Source organism: Kosakonia sp. Marseille-Q7440, assembly GCF_965119485.1.
In genome coordinates, this window is record NZ_CBCPLT010000001.1 from 1,194,767 (window position 1) to 1,211,771 (window position 17,005).

General features: G+C 55.0%; 16 protein-coding genes. 14 read left to right on the forward strand and 2 right to left on the reverse strand.

Features of this window, described 5'->3' with window-relative positions:
• Positions 1-75: 75 nt before the first annotated feature.
• Together ACWPW2_RS05395 and ACWPW2_RS05400 are read right to left on the reverse strand one after the other, a co-directional pair.
• Positions 76-1,362: a citrate synthase gene (locus ACWPW2_RS05395; protein ID WP_023478210.1), complete on the reverse strand. Its 1,287-nt coding sequence runs from the start codon at positions 1,360-1,362 to the stop codon at positions 76-78.
• 203 nt (positions 1,363-1,565) lie between these two features.
• Positions 1,566-1,673, reverse strand: coding sequence for a hypothetical protein (locus ACWPW2_RS05400; protein WP_420028337.1), 108 nt, complete (start codon positions 1,671-1,673; stop codon positions 1,566-1,568).
• Between the two features lie 324 nt (positions 1,674-1,997).
• On the opposite strand from ACWPW2_RS05400, the gene sdhC reads away from it, so the two are divergent.
• The 14 genes from sdhC (at position 1,998) to tolQ (ending at position 17,002) form a co-directional block, all read left to right on the forward strand.
• Positions 1,998-2,402, forward strand: coding sequence for a succinate dehydrogenase cytochrome b556 subunit (sdhC, locus tag ACWPW2_RS05405; RefSeq protein WP_034811753.1), 405 nt, complete (start codon positions 1,998-2,000; stop codon positions 2,400-2,402).
• Positions 2,396-2,743 (forward strand): succinate dehydrogenase membrane anchor subunit, encoded by a 348-nt coding sequence (gene sdhD / locus ACWPW2_RS05410; protein WP_023478217.1) that lies wholly within the window; start codon positions 2,396-2,398, stop codon positions 2,741-2,743. The genes sdhC and sdhD overlap by 7 nt, the downstream gene beginning before the upstream one ends.
• The gene (gene sdhA, locus ACWPW2_RS05415) at positions 2,743-4,509 is read left to right on the forward strand and encodes a succinate dehydrogenase flavoprotein subunit (protein WP_034811756.1); all 1,767 of its coding nucleotides are present in this window, start codon (positions 2,743-2,745) and stop codon (positions 4,507-4,509) included. The genes sdhD and sdhA overlap by 1 nt, the downstream gene beginning before the upstream one ends.
• A gap of 16 nt (positions 4,510-4,525) precedes the next feature.
• On the forward strand, positions 4,526-5,242 hold the full coding sequence (locus ACWPW2_RS05420) for a succinate dehydrogenase iron-sulfur subunit (RefSeq protein WP_023478213.1): 717 nt from the start codon (positions 4,526-4,528) through the stop codon (positions 5,240-5,242).
• A 354-nt stretch (positions 5,243-5,596) separates the two neighbouring features.
• Complete coding sequence (sucA, locus tag ACWPW2_RS05425; RefSeq protein WP_023478236.1) at positions 5,597-8,404, forward strand: 2-oxoglutarate dehydrogenase E1 component; 2,808 nt, start codon at positions 5,597-5,599, stop codon at positions 8,402-8,404.
• Positions 8,405-8,418: 14 nt separating this feature from the next.
• Positions 8,419-9,645, forward strand: coding sequence for a 2-oxoglutarate dehydrogenase complex dihydrolipoyllysine-residue succinyltransferase (gene odhB / locus ACWPW2_RS05430; RefSeq protein WP_023478231.1), 1,227 nt, complete (start codon positions 8,419-8,421; stop codon positions 9,643-9,645).
• 123 nt (positions 9,646-9,768) lie between these two features.
• Positions 9,769-10,935, forward strand: coding sequence for an ADP-forming succinate--CoA ligase subunit beta (sucC, locus tag ACWPW2_RS05435; RefSeq protein WP_034811760.1), 1,167 nt, complete (start codon positions 9,769-9,771; stop codon positions 10,933-10,935).
• A complete protein-coding gene (sucD, locus tag ACWPW2_RS05440; RefSeq protein ID WP_023478233.1) occupies positions 10,935-11,804 on the forward strand; it encodes a succinate--CoA ligase subunit alpha in 870 nt (289 codons plus the stop codon). The genes sucC and sucD overlap by 1 nt, the downstream gene beginning before the upstream one ends.
• 811 nt (positions 11,805-12,615) lie before the next feature.
• Positions 12,616-14,184 carry a cytochrome ubiquinol oxidase subunit I gene (gene cydA, locus ACWPW2_RS05445; RefSeq protein ID WP_023478219.1) on the forward strand — a complete coding sequence of 523 codons (1,569 nt, stop codon included), beginning with the start codon at positions 12,616-12,618 and terminating at the stop codon, positions 14,182-14,184.
• Between the two features lie 15 nt (positions 14,185-14,199).
• Positions 14,200-15,339 (forward strand): cytochrome d ubiquinol oxidase subunit II, encoded by a 1,140-nt coding sequence (gene cydB, locus ACWPW2_RS05450; RefSeq protein ID WP_023478221.1) that lies wholly within the window; start codon positions 14,200-14,202, stop codon positions 15,337-15,339.
• Between the two features lie 14 nt (positions 15,340-15,353).
• Positions 15,354-15,467: a cytochrome bd-I oxidase subunit CydX gene (gene cydX, locus ACWPW2_RS05455; RefSeq protein WP_071789428.1), complete on the forward strand. Its 114-nt coding sequence runs from the start codon at positions 15,354-15,356 to the stop codon at positions 15,465-15,467.
• Positions 15,467-15,760, forward strand: coding sequence for a cyd operon protein YbgE (gene ybgE, locus ACWPW2_RS05460; protein ID WP_023478215.1), 294 nt, complete (start codon positions 15,467-15,469; stop codon positions 15,758-15,760). Before cydX ends, ybgE begins: the two co-directional genes overlap by 1 nt.
• 148 nt (positions 15,761-15,908) lie before the next feature.
• Positions 15,909-16,313, forward strand: a complete 405-nt coding sequence (ybgC, locus tag ACWPW2_RS05465) for a tol-pal system-associated acyl-CoA thioesterase (RefSeq protein ID WP_034811764.1) — start codon at positions 15,909-15,911, stop codon at positions 16,311-16,313.
• The gene (tolQ, locus tag ACWPW2_RS05470) at positions 16,310-17,002 is read left to right on the forward strand and encodes a Tol-Pal system protein TolQ (protein ID WP_023478229.1); all 693 of its coding nucleotides are present in this window, start codon (positions 16,310-16,312) and stop codon (positions 17,000-17,002) included. The genes ybgC and tolQ overlap by 4 nt, the downstream gene beginning before the upstream one ends.
• Positions 17,003-17,005: the final 3 nt, after the last annotated feature.

Consider the following 17,005-nt stretch of genomic DNA (forward strand, 5'->3'; position numbering starts at 1 on the left):
GCGCCATCGGGCAATATTACGGGGTAGTGCAGGTGCAGGCCCGGTAAGCGGAGTGCCACCGGGCATTAGCGGGGATTAATCTTTTTTCAGATCTGACGAAAACTCGCGTTTTTCGTAACCGGTATAGAGCTGACGCGGACGGGCAATCTTAATACCGTCATCGTGCATCTCGTTCCAGTGCGCAATCCAGCCCACGGTACGCGCCATCGCGAAGATCACCGTAAACATGGACGACGGGATCCCCATCGCTTTCAGAATAATGCCAGAGTAGAAATCAACGTTCGGGTAGAGTTTGCGTTCGATGAAGTACGGGTCGTTGAGCGCAATGTGCTCCAGCTCCATCGCCACTTCCAGCAGATCGTCTTTGGTGCCCAGTTCACGCAGCACTTCATGGCAGGTTTCACGCATTACGGTAGCGCGCGGGTCATAGTTCTTATAGACACGGTGACCGAAGCCCATCAGACGGAACGAATCGTTCTTATCTTTGGCGCGACGCAGGAATTCCGGAATGTGTTTAACGGTGCTGATCTCTTCCAGCATCTTCAGTGCGGCTTCGTTCGCGCCGCCGTGCGCCGGTCCCCACAGGGAAGCGATACCAGCCGCGATACAGGCAAACGGGTTCGCGCCCGACGAGCCTGCGGTACGCACGGTAGAGGTGGACGCATTCTGCTCGTGGTCAGCGTGCAGGATCAGAATACGATCCATGGCGCGTTCCAGAACCGGGTTCACTTCGTACGGTTCGCACGGCGTGGAGAACATCATGTGCAGGAAGTTGCCCGCATAGGAGAGGTCGTTGCGCGGATAAACAAACGGCTGACCGATGGAGTACTTGTAGCACATCGCGGCCACGGTCGGCATTTTGGAAAGCAGACGGAACGCGGCGATTTCACGGTGGCGCGGGTTGTTCACATCCAGCGAGTCGTGATAGAACGCTGCCAGCGCGCCGGTCACACCGCACAGCACGGCCATCGGGTGCGAGTCGCGACGGAAACCGTGGAACAGACGGGTAATCTGCTCATGGATCATCGTGTGGCGGGTTACCGTCAGCGTGAACTCTTCAAACTGCTCCTGAGTCGGTTTTTCGCCGTACAGCAGGATATAGCAGACTTCCAGATAGTTGGACTCAGTCGCCAGTTGATCAATGGGGAAGCCACGGTGCAGCAGAATCCCTTCATCGCCGTCGATAAAGGTGATTTTCGATTCGCATGATGCGGTTGAGGTAAAACCTGGGTCAAAAGTGAAAACCCCTTTTGAACCGAGACTACGGATATCAATAACATCCTGACCGAGCGTGCCTTGTAGCACATCCAGTTCAATAGCATCGTCACCATTGTAGGTGATGGTTGCTTTCTTATCAGCCATTTACGGTCTCCTTAGCGCCTTATTGCTTAAGACCGCCAGCCACCGGGTTTGCCTTCACTTGACCGTCAATGTTAACGAATTGTTATATAGCTCGCTGCTCTGCGAAGAGGAGATACCAGGGTACAGAGCGATAGGCGCGTGCAGATATACATTGAAAATACAGTGAAAAAACAGCAAATCAGCGTCTTAGCAGTCCGAATTTATCAAACCTGTATATCACTAATAACTGTCCTAATTAAATCGGTCAATACCATCACACTGTTACATAACTTATTCTCAGGTGAAAGCAAGACCCCATAACTTTTAAGCATTATAAGTTCTTTCTGGCGTAGTTTGTAACAAGAATGTTTAACTTTTGTCAAATCAGATGATTAAATTTTAAAATAATGTTGTTATCGTGACCTCGGTCACTGTTCTGCATAAAACCCGACAAACTATATGTAGGTTAATTGTAATGATTTTGTGAACGACCTATACTGCCGCCAGGTCTCCGGAATACCCTGCCATCCCGAGCCACCCAGCGTTGTAACCTGTCGTTTAGCATCTGGAAGCACATTTTTTGCATGACGAGCAGTTATAGAAAGGACGCTGTCTGACCCGCACGCAGACCGGAGGAAGGAAACTATAAGAATAGCATGTGGGCGTTATTCATGATAAAAAATGTGAAAAAACAAAGACCTGTCAATCTGGATTTAACAACGATCCAGTTTCCTGTTACGGCTATAGCTTCCATTCTCCACCGCGTTTCCGGTGTCATCACGTTTGTGGCGCTCGGCATTCTGTTGTGGTTACTGGGCTTGTCGCTGTCATCTGAAGAGGGCTTCCAGGCCGCTTCTGCCATCATGAGCAGTTTCTTCGTCAAATTCATCTTCTGGGGCATCCTTACCGCGCTGGCGTATCACGCTGTCGGCGGCATTCGCCACATGTTTATGGATTTTGGCTGGCTGGAAGAGAACTTCGCCGCAGGAAAACGTTCCGCTAATATTTCTTTTGTGATCACTGTCGTGCTTTCAATTCTCGCAGGAGTCCTCGTATGGTAAGCAACGCCTCCGCATTAGGACGCAACGGCGTACATGATTTTATTCTCGTCCGTGCTACCGCTATTGTCCTGACGTTATACATCATCTACATGGTCGGCTTTTTCGCGCTGCACAGCGAAGTGACCTGGGGTGTCTGGACGGGCTTCTTCTCCTCCGCCTTCACGAAAGTCTTTACCCTGCTGGCGCTCTTCTCCATCCTGATCCACGCGTGGATCGGTATGTGGCAGGTATTGACCGACTACGTTAAACACGTTGCAACGCGCCTGCTGCTGCAGCTGGTGATTGTTGTTGCGCTGCTCGCGTACGTCATTTATGGATTCGTTGTGGTGTGGGGTGTGTAATGAAACTGCCAGTCAGAGAATTTGATGCTGTTGTAATTGGCGCAGGTGGCGCAGGTATGCGCGCGGCGCTGCAAATTTCCCAGAGCGGGCAAACCTGTGCGCTGCTCTCTAAAGTCTTTCCAACCCGTTCCCACACTGTCTCTGCGCAGGGCGGTATCACCGTTGCGCTGGGCAATACCCATGAAGATAACTGGGAATGGCACATGTATGACACGGTAAAAGGCTCCGACTATATCGGTGACCAGGACGCCATTGAATATATGTGTAAAACCGGCCCGGAAGCGATTCTTGAGCTGGAACATATGGGCCTGCCGTTTTCCCGTCTGGAAGATGGCCGTATCTATCAGCGTCCGTTTGGCGGTCAGTCGAAAGATTTCGGCGGCGAGCAGGCGGCACGTACGGCGGCCGCAGCTGACCGTACCGGTCACGCGCTGCTGCACACCCTTTATCAGCAGAACCTGAAAAACCACACCACCATCTTTTCCGAATGGTATGCGCTCGATCTGGTGAAAAACCAGGATGGCGCGGTGGTCGGCTGTACCGCGCTCTGTATCGAAACCGGTGAAGTGGTTTACTTCAAAGCGCGCGCAACCGTGCTGGCAACCGGCGGGGCGGGGCGTATTTACCAGTCCACCACCAACGCACACATTAACACCGGTGACGGTGTTGGGATGGCGCTGCGTGCCGGTGTTCCGGTGCAGGATATGGAGATGTGGCAGTTCCACCCGACCGGTATCGCCGGTGCGGGCGTGCTGGTCACTGAAGGCTGCCGTGGTGAAGGCGGTTACCTGCTGAACAAACATGGCGAGCGCTTTATGGAGCGTTATGCGCCGAACGCGAAAGATCTGGCGGGCCGCGACGTGGTTGCGCGCTCGATCATGATCGAAATTCGCGAAGGCCGCGGTTGCGATGGCCCATGGGGCCCGCACGCCAAGCTGAAACTCGATCACCTCGGTAAAGAGGTGCTCGAATCGCGCCTGCCGGGGATCCTTGAACTGTCGCGCACCTTTGCCCACGTTGATCCGGTCAAAGAGCCGATCCCGGTTATCCCGACCTGCCACTACATGATGGGCGGTATTCCGACCAAAGTAACCGGCCAGGCGCTGACCGTTAACGCCCAGGGCGAAGACGTTGTTATTCCGGGTCTGTTCGCGGTCGGCGAAATTGCCTGCGTATCGGTACACGGCGCCAACCGTCTGGGCGGCAACTCGCTGCTCGACCTGGTGGTGTTTGGCCGCGCCGCGGGCCTGCATCTGCAGGAGTCTATCGCCGAGCAGGGCGCGCTGCGTGATGCCAGCGATTCCGATATCGACGCCTCCCTTGAGCGCCTTAACCGCTGGAATAACAACCGCGATGGCGAAGATCCGGTCACCATTCGTAAAGCGCTGCAAGAGTGTATGCAGCACAACTTCTCGGTCTTCCGTGAAGGCGATGCGATGGCGAAGGGCCTGGAGCAGCTGAAAGTGATCCGCGAGCGTCTGAAAAACGCCCGTCTGGACGACACCTCCAGCGAGTTCAACACCCAGCGCGTTGAGTGTCTGGAACTGGATAACCTGATGGAAACGGCCTATGCAACGGCGGTTTCTGCCAACTTCCGAACCGAAAGCCGTGGCGCGCATAGCCGCTTCGACTATCCGGATCGTGACGATGAGAACTGGTTGTGTCACTCCCTGTACCTGCCAGAGACGGAATCTATGACGCGTCGCAGCGTCAATATGGAACCGAAACTGCGTCCGGCGTTCCCGCCGAAGATTCGTACTTATTAATGCGGAGACAGGATTGATGAAACTCGAATTCTCGATTTATCGCTATAACCCGGACGTCGACGACGCGCCGCGTATGCAGGATTACACCCTCGAATCGGAAGAGGGTCGCGACATGATGCTGCTTGATGCGTTAATGCAGCTGAAAGAGACCGACTCCACGCTGTCGTTCCGCCGCTCCTGCCGTGAAGGGGTGTGCGGTTCCGATGGTCTGAACATGAACGGCAAAAACGGGCTGGCCTGTATCACCCCGATTTCCGCGCTTGGCAACGGCAAGAAGAAGATTGTGATCCGCCCGCTGCCGGGTCTGCCGGTAATTCGCGATTTGGTGGTGGACATGGGGCAGTTCTATGCCCAATATGAAAAAATTAAGCCTTACCTGTTGAATAATGGGCAAAATCCGCCGGCGCGTGAGCACCTGCAGGGGCCTGAACAGCGTGAGAAACTCGATGGTCTGTATGAGTGTATTCTCTGTGCCTGCTGCTCGACCTCTTGCCCGTCGTTCTGGTGGAACCCGGAGAAATTCATCGGCCCGGCAGGCCTGCTGGCGGCGTACCGCTTCCTGATCGACAGCCGCGATACGGAAACGGACAAACGCCTCGATGGCCTGAGCGATGCTTTCAGCGTATTCCGCTGCCACAGCATCATGAACTGCGTCAGTGTATGTCCGAAAGGGCTGAACCCGACGCGCGCCATTGGCCACATTAAGTCAATGTTGTTGCAACGCAGTGCATAAAAAAGTAAAGCCGGATGGCGCTTGCGCTTATCCGGCCTACAGTATTGAGTAGCCCGGTAAGCGCAAGCGCACCGGGCGAGTAAAAGCAGCAGAAACCTCTAAAAACCGCCACTGAAACATAATTGAGATGTTTGGCGCGAGACAAGGCAGCAACTGAGCACATCCCGGGGAGTTATGTGACCGGAATGAGTAAAGGCAGCCAACGCCGTCGCAGCCCGAACAACGAAGATTAGGCTGTTTTTAAAGGTTCCTTCGCGGGTCAAAGAACCCGCAGGTGAACCCTGGGACGTGCGCGTACGTGTACGTCGAAGTTATCCACGGCGAAGTAAGCATAACAATGCTTAAGGGATCACGATGCAGAACGGCGCAATGAAAGCCTGGCTGGACTCTTCTTACCTCTCTGGGTCTAACCAGAGCTGGATAGAACAGCTCTATGAAGACTTCTTAACCGATCCTGACTCGGTAGATGCGAACTGGCGATCTATGTTCCAGCAGTTACCAGGTACCGGAGTCAAACCGGATCAGTTCCACTCCAAAACGCGTGATTACTTCCGCCAGCTGGCGAAGGACGCTTCACGTTACTCCCCCTCGATTTCCGACCCCGATACCAACGTTAAGCAGGTCAAAGTCCTGCAGCTCATTAACGCCTACCGCTTCCGTGGTCACCAGCATGCGAATCTCGATCCGCTGGGATTATGGCAGCAGGAGAGGGTCGCCGATCTCGATCCCGCATTCCATGACCTGACCGAAGCCGATTTCCAGAACAGCTTCAATGTCGGGTCATTTGCTATCGGCAAAGACACTATGCCGCTGGGCGAGCTGCTCCACGCGCTGAAAGAGACCTATTGTGGCTCCATCGGCGCGGAGTACATGCACATCACCAGCACCGAAGAGAAACGCTGGATCCAGCAGCGCATCGAGTCGGCCACCGGTAAATCCAGCTTCTCGGCAGAAGAGAAAAAGCGCTTCTTAAGCGAACTGACCGCCGCCGAAGGGCTGGAGCGCTATCTGGGTGCGAAATTCCCGGGCGCGAAACGCTTCTCCCTTGAGGGTGGCGACGCGCTGGTGCCGATGCTGAAAGAGATGATCCGCCACGCCGGTAAAAGCGGCACCCGCGAAGTAGTGCTGGGCATGGCGCACCGTGGCCGTCTGAACGTGCTGGTTAACGTGCTGGGCAAAAAGCCGCAGGACCTGTTCGACGAATTTGCCGGTAAACATAAAGAGCATCTCGGCACCGGCGACGTGAAATACCATATGGGCTTCTCGTCCGACGTTGAAACCGAAGGCGGCCTGGTTCACCTGGCGCTGGCGTTTAACCCGTCGCACCTCGAGATCGTAAGCCCGGTAGTTATCGGTTCCGTGCGCGCGCGTCTCGATCGCCTCGACGAGCCGAGCAGCAACAAAGTGTTGCCGATCACCATTCACGGTGACGCGGCGGTCGCAGGCCAGGGCGTGGTGCAGGAAACCCTCAACATGTCCAAAGCCCGCGGCTACGAAGTGGGCGGCACCGTGCGTATTGTTATCAACAACCAGGTCGGCTTCACCACCTCGAACCCGCTGGATGCGCGCTCTACGCCGTACTGTACTGATATCGGTAAAATGGTGCAGGCACCGATTTTCCACGTTAACGCGGACGATCCGGAAGCGGTGGCCTTTGTGACCCGCCTGGCGCTCGATTTCCGTAATACCTTCAAACGCGATGTCTTTATCGACCTGGTCTGCTACCGCCGTCACGGCCATAACGAAGCCGATGAGCCGAGTGCAACCCAGCCGCTGATGTACCAGAAAATCAAAAAGCACCCGACGCCGCGTCAGATTTACGCCAGCCGTCTGGAGCAGGAAACCACCATCGCCGCTGAAGACGCCACCGAAATGGCTAACGTCTACCGCGATGCGCTCGACGCCGGTGAGTGCGTGGTCGCTGAATGGCGTCCGATGAATATGCACTCCTTCACCTGGTCGCCGTACCTCAACCACGAGTGGGATGAGAGCTACCCGAACAAGGTGGAGATGAAGCGCCTGCAAGAGCTGGCGAAGCGCATCAGTACCGTACCGGACGCGATTGAGATGCAGTCCCGCGTAGCGAAAATCTACGCTGACCGTCAGCTGATGGCGAACGGCGAGAAGCTGTTCGACTGGGGCGGCGCGGAAACGCTGGCTTACGCCACGCTGGTAGATGAGGGCATTCCGGTACGTCTCTCCGGTGAAGACTCCGGGCGCGGTACCTTCTTCCATCGTCATGCTGTGGTGCATAACCAGACTAACGGTTCGACTTACACCCCGCTGGCGCACGTGCATAACAGCCAGGGCGCGTTCCGCGTCTGGGACTCCGTGCTGTCGGAAGAAGCGGTGCTGGCGTTTGAGTATGGCTACGCCACCGCTGAGCCGCGCACGCTCACCATCTGGGAAGCGCAGTTCGGCGACTTCGCCAACGGTGCGCAGGTGGTTATCGACCAGTTCATCAGCTCCGGCGAGCAGAAGTGGGGCCGTATGTGTGGCCTGGTCATGCTGCTGCCGCACGGCTATGAAGGGCAGGGCCCGGAGCACTCCTCCGCGCGTCTGGAGCGTTATCTGCAACTCTGCGCCGAGCAGAATATGCAGGTTTGCGTGCCGTCGACCCCGGCGCAGGTTTACCACATGCTGCGTCGTCAGGCGCTGCGCGGTATGCGCCGTCCGCTGATTGTGATGTCACCTAAATCCCTGCTGCGTCATCCGCAGGCTGTTTCAACGCTTGATGAGCTGGCAAACGGCACCTTTATGCCAGCGATTGGCGAAGTAGACGATCTCGATCCGCAGGGCGTGAAACGCGTTATCCTCTGTTCGGGTAAGGTTTATTACGATTTGCTGGAACAGCGTCGTAAGAACGACCAGAAAGATGTCGCGATTGTCCGCATCGAGCAGCTCTATCCGTTCCCGCACCAGGCGGTGCAGGAAGCGCTGAAGCCGTACGCGCATGTGCATGATTTTGTCTGGTGCCAGGAAGAGCCGCTGAACCAGGGCGCATGGTACTGCAGCCAGCATCACTTCCGTGATGTGATTCCGTTTGGGGCTGGTCTGCGTTACGCAGGTCGCCCGGCCTCCGCCTCTCCGGCGGTGGGATACCTCTCCGTTCACCAGAAACAGCAACAAGATCTGGTAAATGACGCGCTGAACGTCAATTAATTAAAGGATAAATAATGAGTAGCGTAGATATTCTTGTTCCCGATCTGCCTGAGTCCGTTGCTGACGCGACCGTTGCAACCTGGCACAAAAAACCAGGCGATAGCGTTAAACGTGATGAAGTGCTGGTAGAAATCGAAACTGACAAAGTGGTACTGGAAGTGCCGGCGTCAGCGGACGGCATCCTTGATGCCGTGCTGGAAGAGGAAGGCACAACCGTTACCTCCCGCCAGATTCTGGGCCGTCTGAAAGAGGGCAACAGCGCAGGCAAAGAGAGCAGTGCTAAATCTGAAGAGAAAGAGTCTACACCGGCGCAGCGTCAGCAGGCCTCGCTGGAAGAGCAGAACAATGATGCCCTGAGCCCGGCGATCCGTCGCCTGCTGGCCGAGCACAACCTGGAAGCCAGCGACATCAAAGGTACCGGTGTTGGTGGTCGTCTGACCCGTGAAGATGTTGAGAAGCATCTGGCGAAAGGCCCGGCGCAGAGCGCTGCACCAGCGGCAGCTCCGGCTGCTGCCAGCACCCCGGCCCCGGCCCCGGCTGGCCGCACCGAAAAACGCGTTCCGATGACCCGTCTGCGCAAACGCGTAGCCGAGCGTCTGCTGGAAGCGAAAAACTCCACCGCCATGCTGACGACCTTCAACGAAGTCAACATGAAGCCGATTATGGATCTGCGTAAGCAGTACGGCGACGCGTTCGAGAAGCGTCACGGCATCCGTCTGGGCTTTATGTCCTTCTACGTGAAAGCGGTGGTTGAAGCGCTGAAACGCTACCCGGAAGTGAACGCTTCTATCGATGGCGATGATGTGGTTTACCACAACTATTTCGATGTCAGTATGGCTGTTTCCACGCCGCGTGGCCTGGTGACCCCTGTGCTGCGCGATGTCGACACCCTCGGCATGGCAGATATCGAGAAGAAAATTAAAGAGCTGGCGCTGAAAGGGCGCGACGGCAAGCTGACCGTGGAAGATCTGACCGGCGGTAACTTCACCATTACCAACGGCGGCGTCTTCGGCTCGCTGATGTCCACCCCGATCATCAACCCGCCGCAGAGCGCAATCCTCGGCATGCACGCCATTAAAGATCGCCCGATGGCGGTTGATGGCAAGGTTGAGATCCTGCCGATGATGTACCTGGCGCTCTCTTACGATCACCGTCTGATCGACGGCCGTGAGTCTGTGGGCTATCTGGTCGCCATCAAAGAGCTGCTGGAAGATCCGACCCGTCTGCTGCTGGACGTGTAGTCGGCCAGGGCCCGGCGGATGCCGGGCCTGAAGTCATCACCTGACTGTGGGCGGATCCGGCAAACAGGGCACCCCGACCCGCAGACACCCTGATAATGATTACCTGAAGGATGGATAGAACAGATGAACTTACATGAGTATCAGGCGAAACAGCTTTTTGCCCGGTCAGGTCTGCCGACTCCGGTTGGATACGCCTGTACTACCCCGCGTGAAGCCGAAGAAGCGGCATCGAAAATTGGTGCAGGCCCGTGGGTCGTAAAATGCCAGGTTCACGCAGGCGGCCGCGGTAAAGCGGGCGGCGTAAAAGTGGTGAACAGCAAAGAAGAGATCCGCGCATTCGCGGAGCACTGGCTGGGTAAACGCCTGGTAACCTACCAAACAGACGCTAACGGCCAGCCGGTTAACCAGATTCTGGTTGAAGCGGCGACCGATATCGACAAAGAGCTCTACCTGGGCGCAGTGGTTGATCGTAGCTCCCGTCGCGTGGTGTTCATGGCCTCCACCGAAGGCGGTGTTGAGATTGAGAAAGTGGCGGAAGAGACCCCGCACCTGATCCACAAAACCACTATCGATCCGCTGACCGGCCCGATGCCGTATCAGGGGCGTGACCTGGCGTTCAAACTGGGTCTGGAAGGTAAGCAGGTTCAGCAGTTCACCAAAATCTTTATGGGTCTGGCGACCATTTTCCTTGAGCGCGACCTGGCGCTGATCGAAATCAACCCGCTGGTGATCACTAAGCAGGGCGACCTGATCTGCCTCGACGGCAAACTGGGCGCGGACGGTAACGCACTCTTCCGCCAGCCGGATCTGCGCGAAATGCGCGACCAGTCTCAGGAAGACCCGCGCGAAGCACAGGCTGCGCAGTGGGAGCTGAACTACGTTGCTCTCGACGGCAACATCGGCTGCATGGTTAACGGCGCAGGCCTGGCGATGGGCACCATGGACATCGTTAAACTGCACGGCGGCGAACCGGCTAACTTCCTTGACGTTGGCGGCGGCGCGACCAAAGAGCGCGTAACCGAAGCTTTCAAAATCATTCTCTCCGATGAGAACGTGAAAGCCGTTCTGGTTAACATCTTCGGCGGCATCGTGCGCTGCGACCTGATCGCAGACGGCATCATCGGTGCAGTAGAAGAAGTGGGCGTGAACGTGCCGGTAGTGGTACGCCTGGAAGGTAACAACGCTGAACTGGGTGCCAAGCGCCTGGCTGACAGCGGCCTGAATATTATCGCAGCGAAAAGTCTGACGGATGCAGCACAGCAGGTTGTTGCCGCAGTGGAGGGGAAATAATGTCTGTTTTGATCGATAAGAACACCAAAGTTATCTGCCAGGGCTTCACCGGAAGCCAGGGTACATTCCACTCCGAACAGGCGATTGCCTACGGTACGCAGATGGTTGGCGGCGTAACGCCAGGCAAAGGCGGCACCACGCACCTCGGCCTGCCGGTCTTCAATACCGTGCGTGAAGCGGTAGAAGCGACCGGCGCGACCGCAACGGTTATCTACGTTCCGGCTCCGTTCTGCAAAGACTCTATCCTGGAAGCGATCGACGCAGGCATTAAGCTGATTATCACCATCACTGAAGGTATCCCGACGCTGGATATGTTGACGGTGAAAGTGAAGCTGGATGAAGCCGGCGTGCGTATGATCGGGCCGAACTGCCCGGGCGTGATCACCCCAGGCGAGTGCAAAATCGGCATTATGCCGGGCCACATCCATCAGCCGGGCAAAGTCGGCATCGTTTCCCGCTCAGGTACCCTGACCTATGAAGCGGTTAAACAGACCACGGATTACGGTTTCGGTCAGTCCACCTGTGTGGGCATCGGCGGCGACCCGATCCCGGGCTCTAACTTTATCGACATCCTGAAACTGTTCCAGGAAGATCCGCAGACCGAAGCGATCGTGATGATCGGTGAGATCGGTGGTAGCGCGGAAGAAGAAGCCGCAGCCTATATCAAAGAGCACGTCACCAAACCGGTTGTTGGCTACATTGCCGGTGTTACCGCGCCGAAAGGCAAGCGTATGGGCCACGCAGGCGCCATCATCGCAGGCGGTAAAGGTACGGCGGACGAGAAGTTCGCCGCACTGGAAGCTGCTGGCGTGAAAACCGTGCGCAGCCTGGCCGATATCGGCGACGCTCTGAAAACCGTAATTAAATAAAAAAACCATCGCTCCCCCTTGCAGGGGAGCAGCGCAATTCGACATGGTTGGCCGCTCCTGGAGCGGCCTTTTTTATTGCCCGTGTCTATACGTAGTAAAAAAGCGCGGCAGGCAGGGGAGGGCGTATGCGGCATTATCCCTCGACCTGATAGCAAATTATAAAAGTTATGAATAATAGCGCTCAGCCTCGCCTTTTAATGATGGTTATTTTTAATGATAACGAAGCGGTGTTAATTATATTAATTGGATAAGTGAAATATTTGTAAAATCAATATGGGAGTAGTTGGGAAGTTTCACTTTGGACTCACGTACTTTTCCTGTTTTAACTTACCGCGTAAAGTAACCTGCCTTTCTTCGCTTTATCCGTCAATTGATAACCATAAATTGCGTTACAGTAAACATATTATTAACACTGTTTTTACCCGCCGGACACCTTAAATACAAAATTAACACCGTCAATAATAAATGATTTAAATCAATATTTAAAAGCTTGGAAAAGCGGTCAAAACTAGTTAAATTGTCGCCGATCAAATTGACCGCGAAGTGCAAAGTTGGGGATTAATTGATCGCCGTCGTAAAACGTAAAACATAATCAATAAATGCTTTTTATTGTTAGGGTTTTGCGGAGTAATATATTCGCGAGATCAATTCGAATTTTTTATTAACCTGGTTGTAACTTTTTTTATTCATTGTCCCGACATTTGGGAGAGTGAATAAAACAGTGCAGCAAATTTGTATTGGGGCATGCGTGTGAACCTTCGCTAACGGGGGTTTACTCTCGGAGTCTTCATGCGATGAGCAAGGAGTCATGATGTTAGATATAGTCGAACTGTCACGCTTACAGTTTGCCTTGACCGCGATGTACCACTTTCTGTTTGTGCCGCTGACGCTTGGTATGGCGTTCCTGCTGGCAATTATGGAAACGGTCTACGTCCTCTCCGGCAAACAGATCTACAAAGATATGACCAAGTTCTGGGGCAAGTTGTTTGGGATCAACTTCGCGCTGGGCGTGGCGACCGGTCTGACCATGGAGTTCCAGTTCGGGACTAACTGGTCTTACTATTCTCACTACGTTGGGGATATTTTCGGTGCGCCGCTGGCCATTGAAGGTCTGATGGCCTTCTTCCTCGAATCCACATTCGTGGGTCTGTTCTTCTTCGGTTGGGATCGTCTGGGCAAAGTTCAGCACATGGCGGTAACCTGGCTCGTTGCTCTGGGCTCCAACTTGTCCGCACTCTGGATCCTCGTCGCCAACGGCTGGATGCAGAACCCCATCGCCTCTGATTTCAACTTCGAAACCATGCGTATGGAGATGGTGAGCTTCTCTGAGCTGGTGCTTAACCCGGTTGCGCAGGTCAAATTTGTGCACACCGTGGCTTCCGGCTACACCTGCGGCGCTATCTTTATTCTCGGTATCAGCTCCTACTACCTGCTGCGCGGTCGCGACGTTGCTTTTGCGAAACGCTCCTTTGCTATCGCAGCCAGCTTCGGTATGGCGGCAATCCTCTCCGTTATCGTGCTGGGTGATGAGTCCGGTTACGAAATGGGTGACGTGCAGAAAACCAAACTGGCGGCCATCGAAGCTGAATGGGAAACCCAACCGGCTCCGGCAGCGTTTACCCTGTTTGGTATTCCGGATCAGGATAAACAAGAGAACAAATTCGCTATCCAGATCCCGTTTGCGCTCGGCATTATCGCTACCCGCTCTGTCGACACGCCGGTTATTGGCCTGAAAGACCTGATGGTGCAGCACGAAGAGCGTATCCGTAACGGCATGAAAGCGTACCAGCTGCTTGAACAGCTGCGCTCCGGCTCCGCGGATCCGGCGGTACGTGAGCAGTTCAATAATGTGAAGAAAGATCTTGGTTACGGCCTGCTGCTGAAACGCTATACCCCGAACGTTACCGACGCGACGGAAGCGCAGATCCAGAAAGCGACCCAGGACTCTATTCCACGCGTTGCGCCGCTCTACTTCGCCTTCCGCCTGATGGTTGCCAGTGGTGTGCTGATGCTGCTGATTATCGGCATCTCCTTCTGGACGGTGATCCGTAACCGTATCGGTGAGAAGAAATGGCTGCTGCGCGCCGCGCTGTATGGCATTCCGCTGCCGTGGATTGCGATCGAAGCAGGCTGGTTTGTGGCGGAATACGGTCGTCAACCGTGGGCGATTGGTGAAGTGCTGCCGACAGCCGTTGCCAACTCCTCATTGACCGTCGGCGATCTGCTGTTCTCAATGATTCTGATTTGCGGCCTTTATACGCTGTTTATGGTGGCCGAAGTGTTCCTGATGTTCAAATTTGCTCGCCTTGGGCCGAGCAGCCTGAAAACAGGTCGCTATCACTACGAGCAGTCCACTGTGACTACTCAGCCGGCACGCTAAGACAGGAGTCGTGAAATGATCGATTATGAAGTATTACGTTTTATCTGGTGGCTGCTGGTGGGCATTCTGCTGATCGGTTTTGCCGTCACCGATGGCTTCGACATGGGCGTTGGTATGCTGACCCGCGTGTTGGGGCGTAGCGACACCGAGCGCCGCGTGATGATTAACTCCATCGCGCCGCACTGGGACGGCAACCAGGTCTGGCTTATCACTGCCGGTGGCGCGCTGTTCGCTGCCTGGCCGATGGTCTACGCGGCAGCCTTCTCCGGCTTCTATGTGGCGATGATCCTCGTGCTGGCCTCACTCTTCTTCCGTCCGGTTGGCTTTGATTACCGTTCGAAGATTGAAGATGTGCGCTGGCGCGGCATGTGGGACTGGGGCATCTTTATCGGTAGCTTCGTGCCGCCGCTGGTGATTGGCGTGGCGTTCGGTAACCTGTTGCAGGGCGTACCGTTCCACCTGGATGGCGACATGCGCCTCTTCTATACCGGTAACTTCTTCCAGCTGCTGAACCCGTTTGGTCTGCTGGCCGGTGTAGTGAGTGTGGCGATGATCCTGACCCAGGGCGCAACCTACCTGCAAATGCGTACCGTCGGCGAACTGCACCTGCGCGCACGCGCCACGGTACAGATTGCAGCCCTGGTGACCCTGGTCTGCTTCGCGCTGGCCGGTGTTTGGGTGGTGTACGGTATTGACGGGTATGTGATCACCTCTGCGATGAATCACCATGCTGCCTCGAACCCGTTGACCAAAGAAGTTGCGGTACAGGCGGGTGCCTGGCTGACCAACTTCAACAATACTCCGGTATTGTGGGCGATTCCGGCGCTGGGCGTGGCGCTGCCGCTGCTGACTATCCTGACTGCGCGTCTGGATAAATCAGCCTTCGCCTTTGTCTTCTCGTCCCTGACGCTGGCGTGCATCATTCTGACCGCAGGCATCGCGATGTTCCCGTTCGTCATGCCGTCCAGCACCATGCTGAACGCCAGCCTGACAATGTGGGATGCGACCTCGACGCAGCGCACGCTGAACCTGATGACCTGGGTTGCTGCGGTATTCGTACCGATCATTCTGCTCTACACCACCTGGTGTTACTGGAAAATGTTCGGTCGTATTACCAAAGAGCAGATCGAAAGCAACACCCACTCTATGTACTAAGTAAGGAGCTGAATATGTGGTATTTCGCCTGGATTTTAGGAACGCTTCTTGCCTGTGCTTTTGGTGTGATCACCGCGCTGGCGCTGGAACATGTTGAAGCAACCAAAGCCGGTCAAGAAGAACATTGATGGATAAGGTTATCGCAAAGCTCTATGCGGTAATGGACAAGGGCCCGTTACGGGCCCTTTCCTTAATAATGGCGCTGCTGCTGGCAGGGTGCATTTTCTGGGACCCGTCGCGCTTTGCGGCGAAAACCAGCGAGCTTGAGATCTGGCATGGTCTGCTGTTGATGTGGGCCGTTTGCGCCGGTGTGATCCACGGCGTCGGTTTTCGTCCTCGCGCGCTGCACTGGCAGGGGCTGTTTTGCCCGCTGATTGCTGATGTTGTGCTGCTTGCAGGTCTGCTTTTCTTCTTCTTTTGAATAAGAAATATCCGCTATCCCGATGGGCTTGCAAAAGCCCATAAATTTTTACTCTCCGTTTACCACAACCCATTCCAAAGCACCTTGCCCGCGCGTATAGTAGCGAAGTTTAAAAGCTCTAACCTTTTTTGCATTACCGGGATGTAAAGTGAATACAACGCTGTTTCGATGGCCGGTTCGTGTCTATTACGAAGATACTGATGCCGGTGGTGTGGTTTACCACGCCAGCTACGTTGCTTTTTATGAAAGAGCCCGCACCGAGATGCTGCGCCACCATCACTTTAGCCAACAGGCTCTGCTGGCAGAGCAGGTCGCGTTCGTGGTGCGCAAAATTACGCTGGAGTATTTTGCACCCGCCCGACTCGACGACATGCTCGACGTCCAAACGGAAATAACATCAATGCGTGGAACGTCTATGGTGTTCTCGCAGCGGATCGTCAACGCAGAGAACAAAGTGCTGAACGAAGCTGAAGTGCTGGTTGTCTGTGTTGATCCACTCTTAATGAAGCCTCGTGCGCTTCCCAAGTCTATTGTCGCGGAGTTTAAGCAGTGACTGACATGAACATCCTTGATTTGTTCCTGAAGGCGAGCCTTCTGGTCAAACTTATCATGTTGATTTTGATTGGTTTTTCAATCGCATCCTGGGCAATCATTATCCAGAGAACCCGCATCCTCAACGCCGCAGGGCGTGAAGCGGAAGCGTTCGAAGATAAGTTCTGGTCCGGCATTGAACTCTCTCGTCTCTATCAGGAAAGCCAGGGCCGTCGCGATAATCTGAGCGGCTCTGAACAGATTTTCTATAGCGGTTTTAAAGAGTTTGCCCGTCTGCATCGCGCCAACAGCCACGCGCCGGAAGCGATTGTTGAAGGTGCCTCCAGGGCGATGCGTATCTCGATGAATCGCGAGCTGGAAAGCCTCGAAAATCATATTCCTTTCCTCGGTACCGTTGGTTCCATCAGCCCCTATATCGGTCTGTTTGGTACCGTCTGGGGGATCATGCACGCCTTTATCGCGCTGGGCGCGGTGAAACAGGCGACGTTGCAAATGGTTGCACCGGGTATCGCCGAAGCGCTGATTGCGACCGCTATCGGCCTGTTCGCGGCAATTCCGGCGGTAATGGCCTACAACCGTCTGAACCAGCGCGTCAACAAACTGGAACAGAATTACGACAACTTTATGGAAGAGTTCACGGCTATTCTGCATCGCCAGGCGTTTGCCAGCAGCGACAGCAATAAGGAGTAAGCC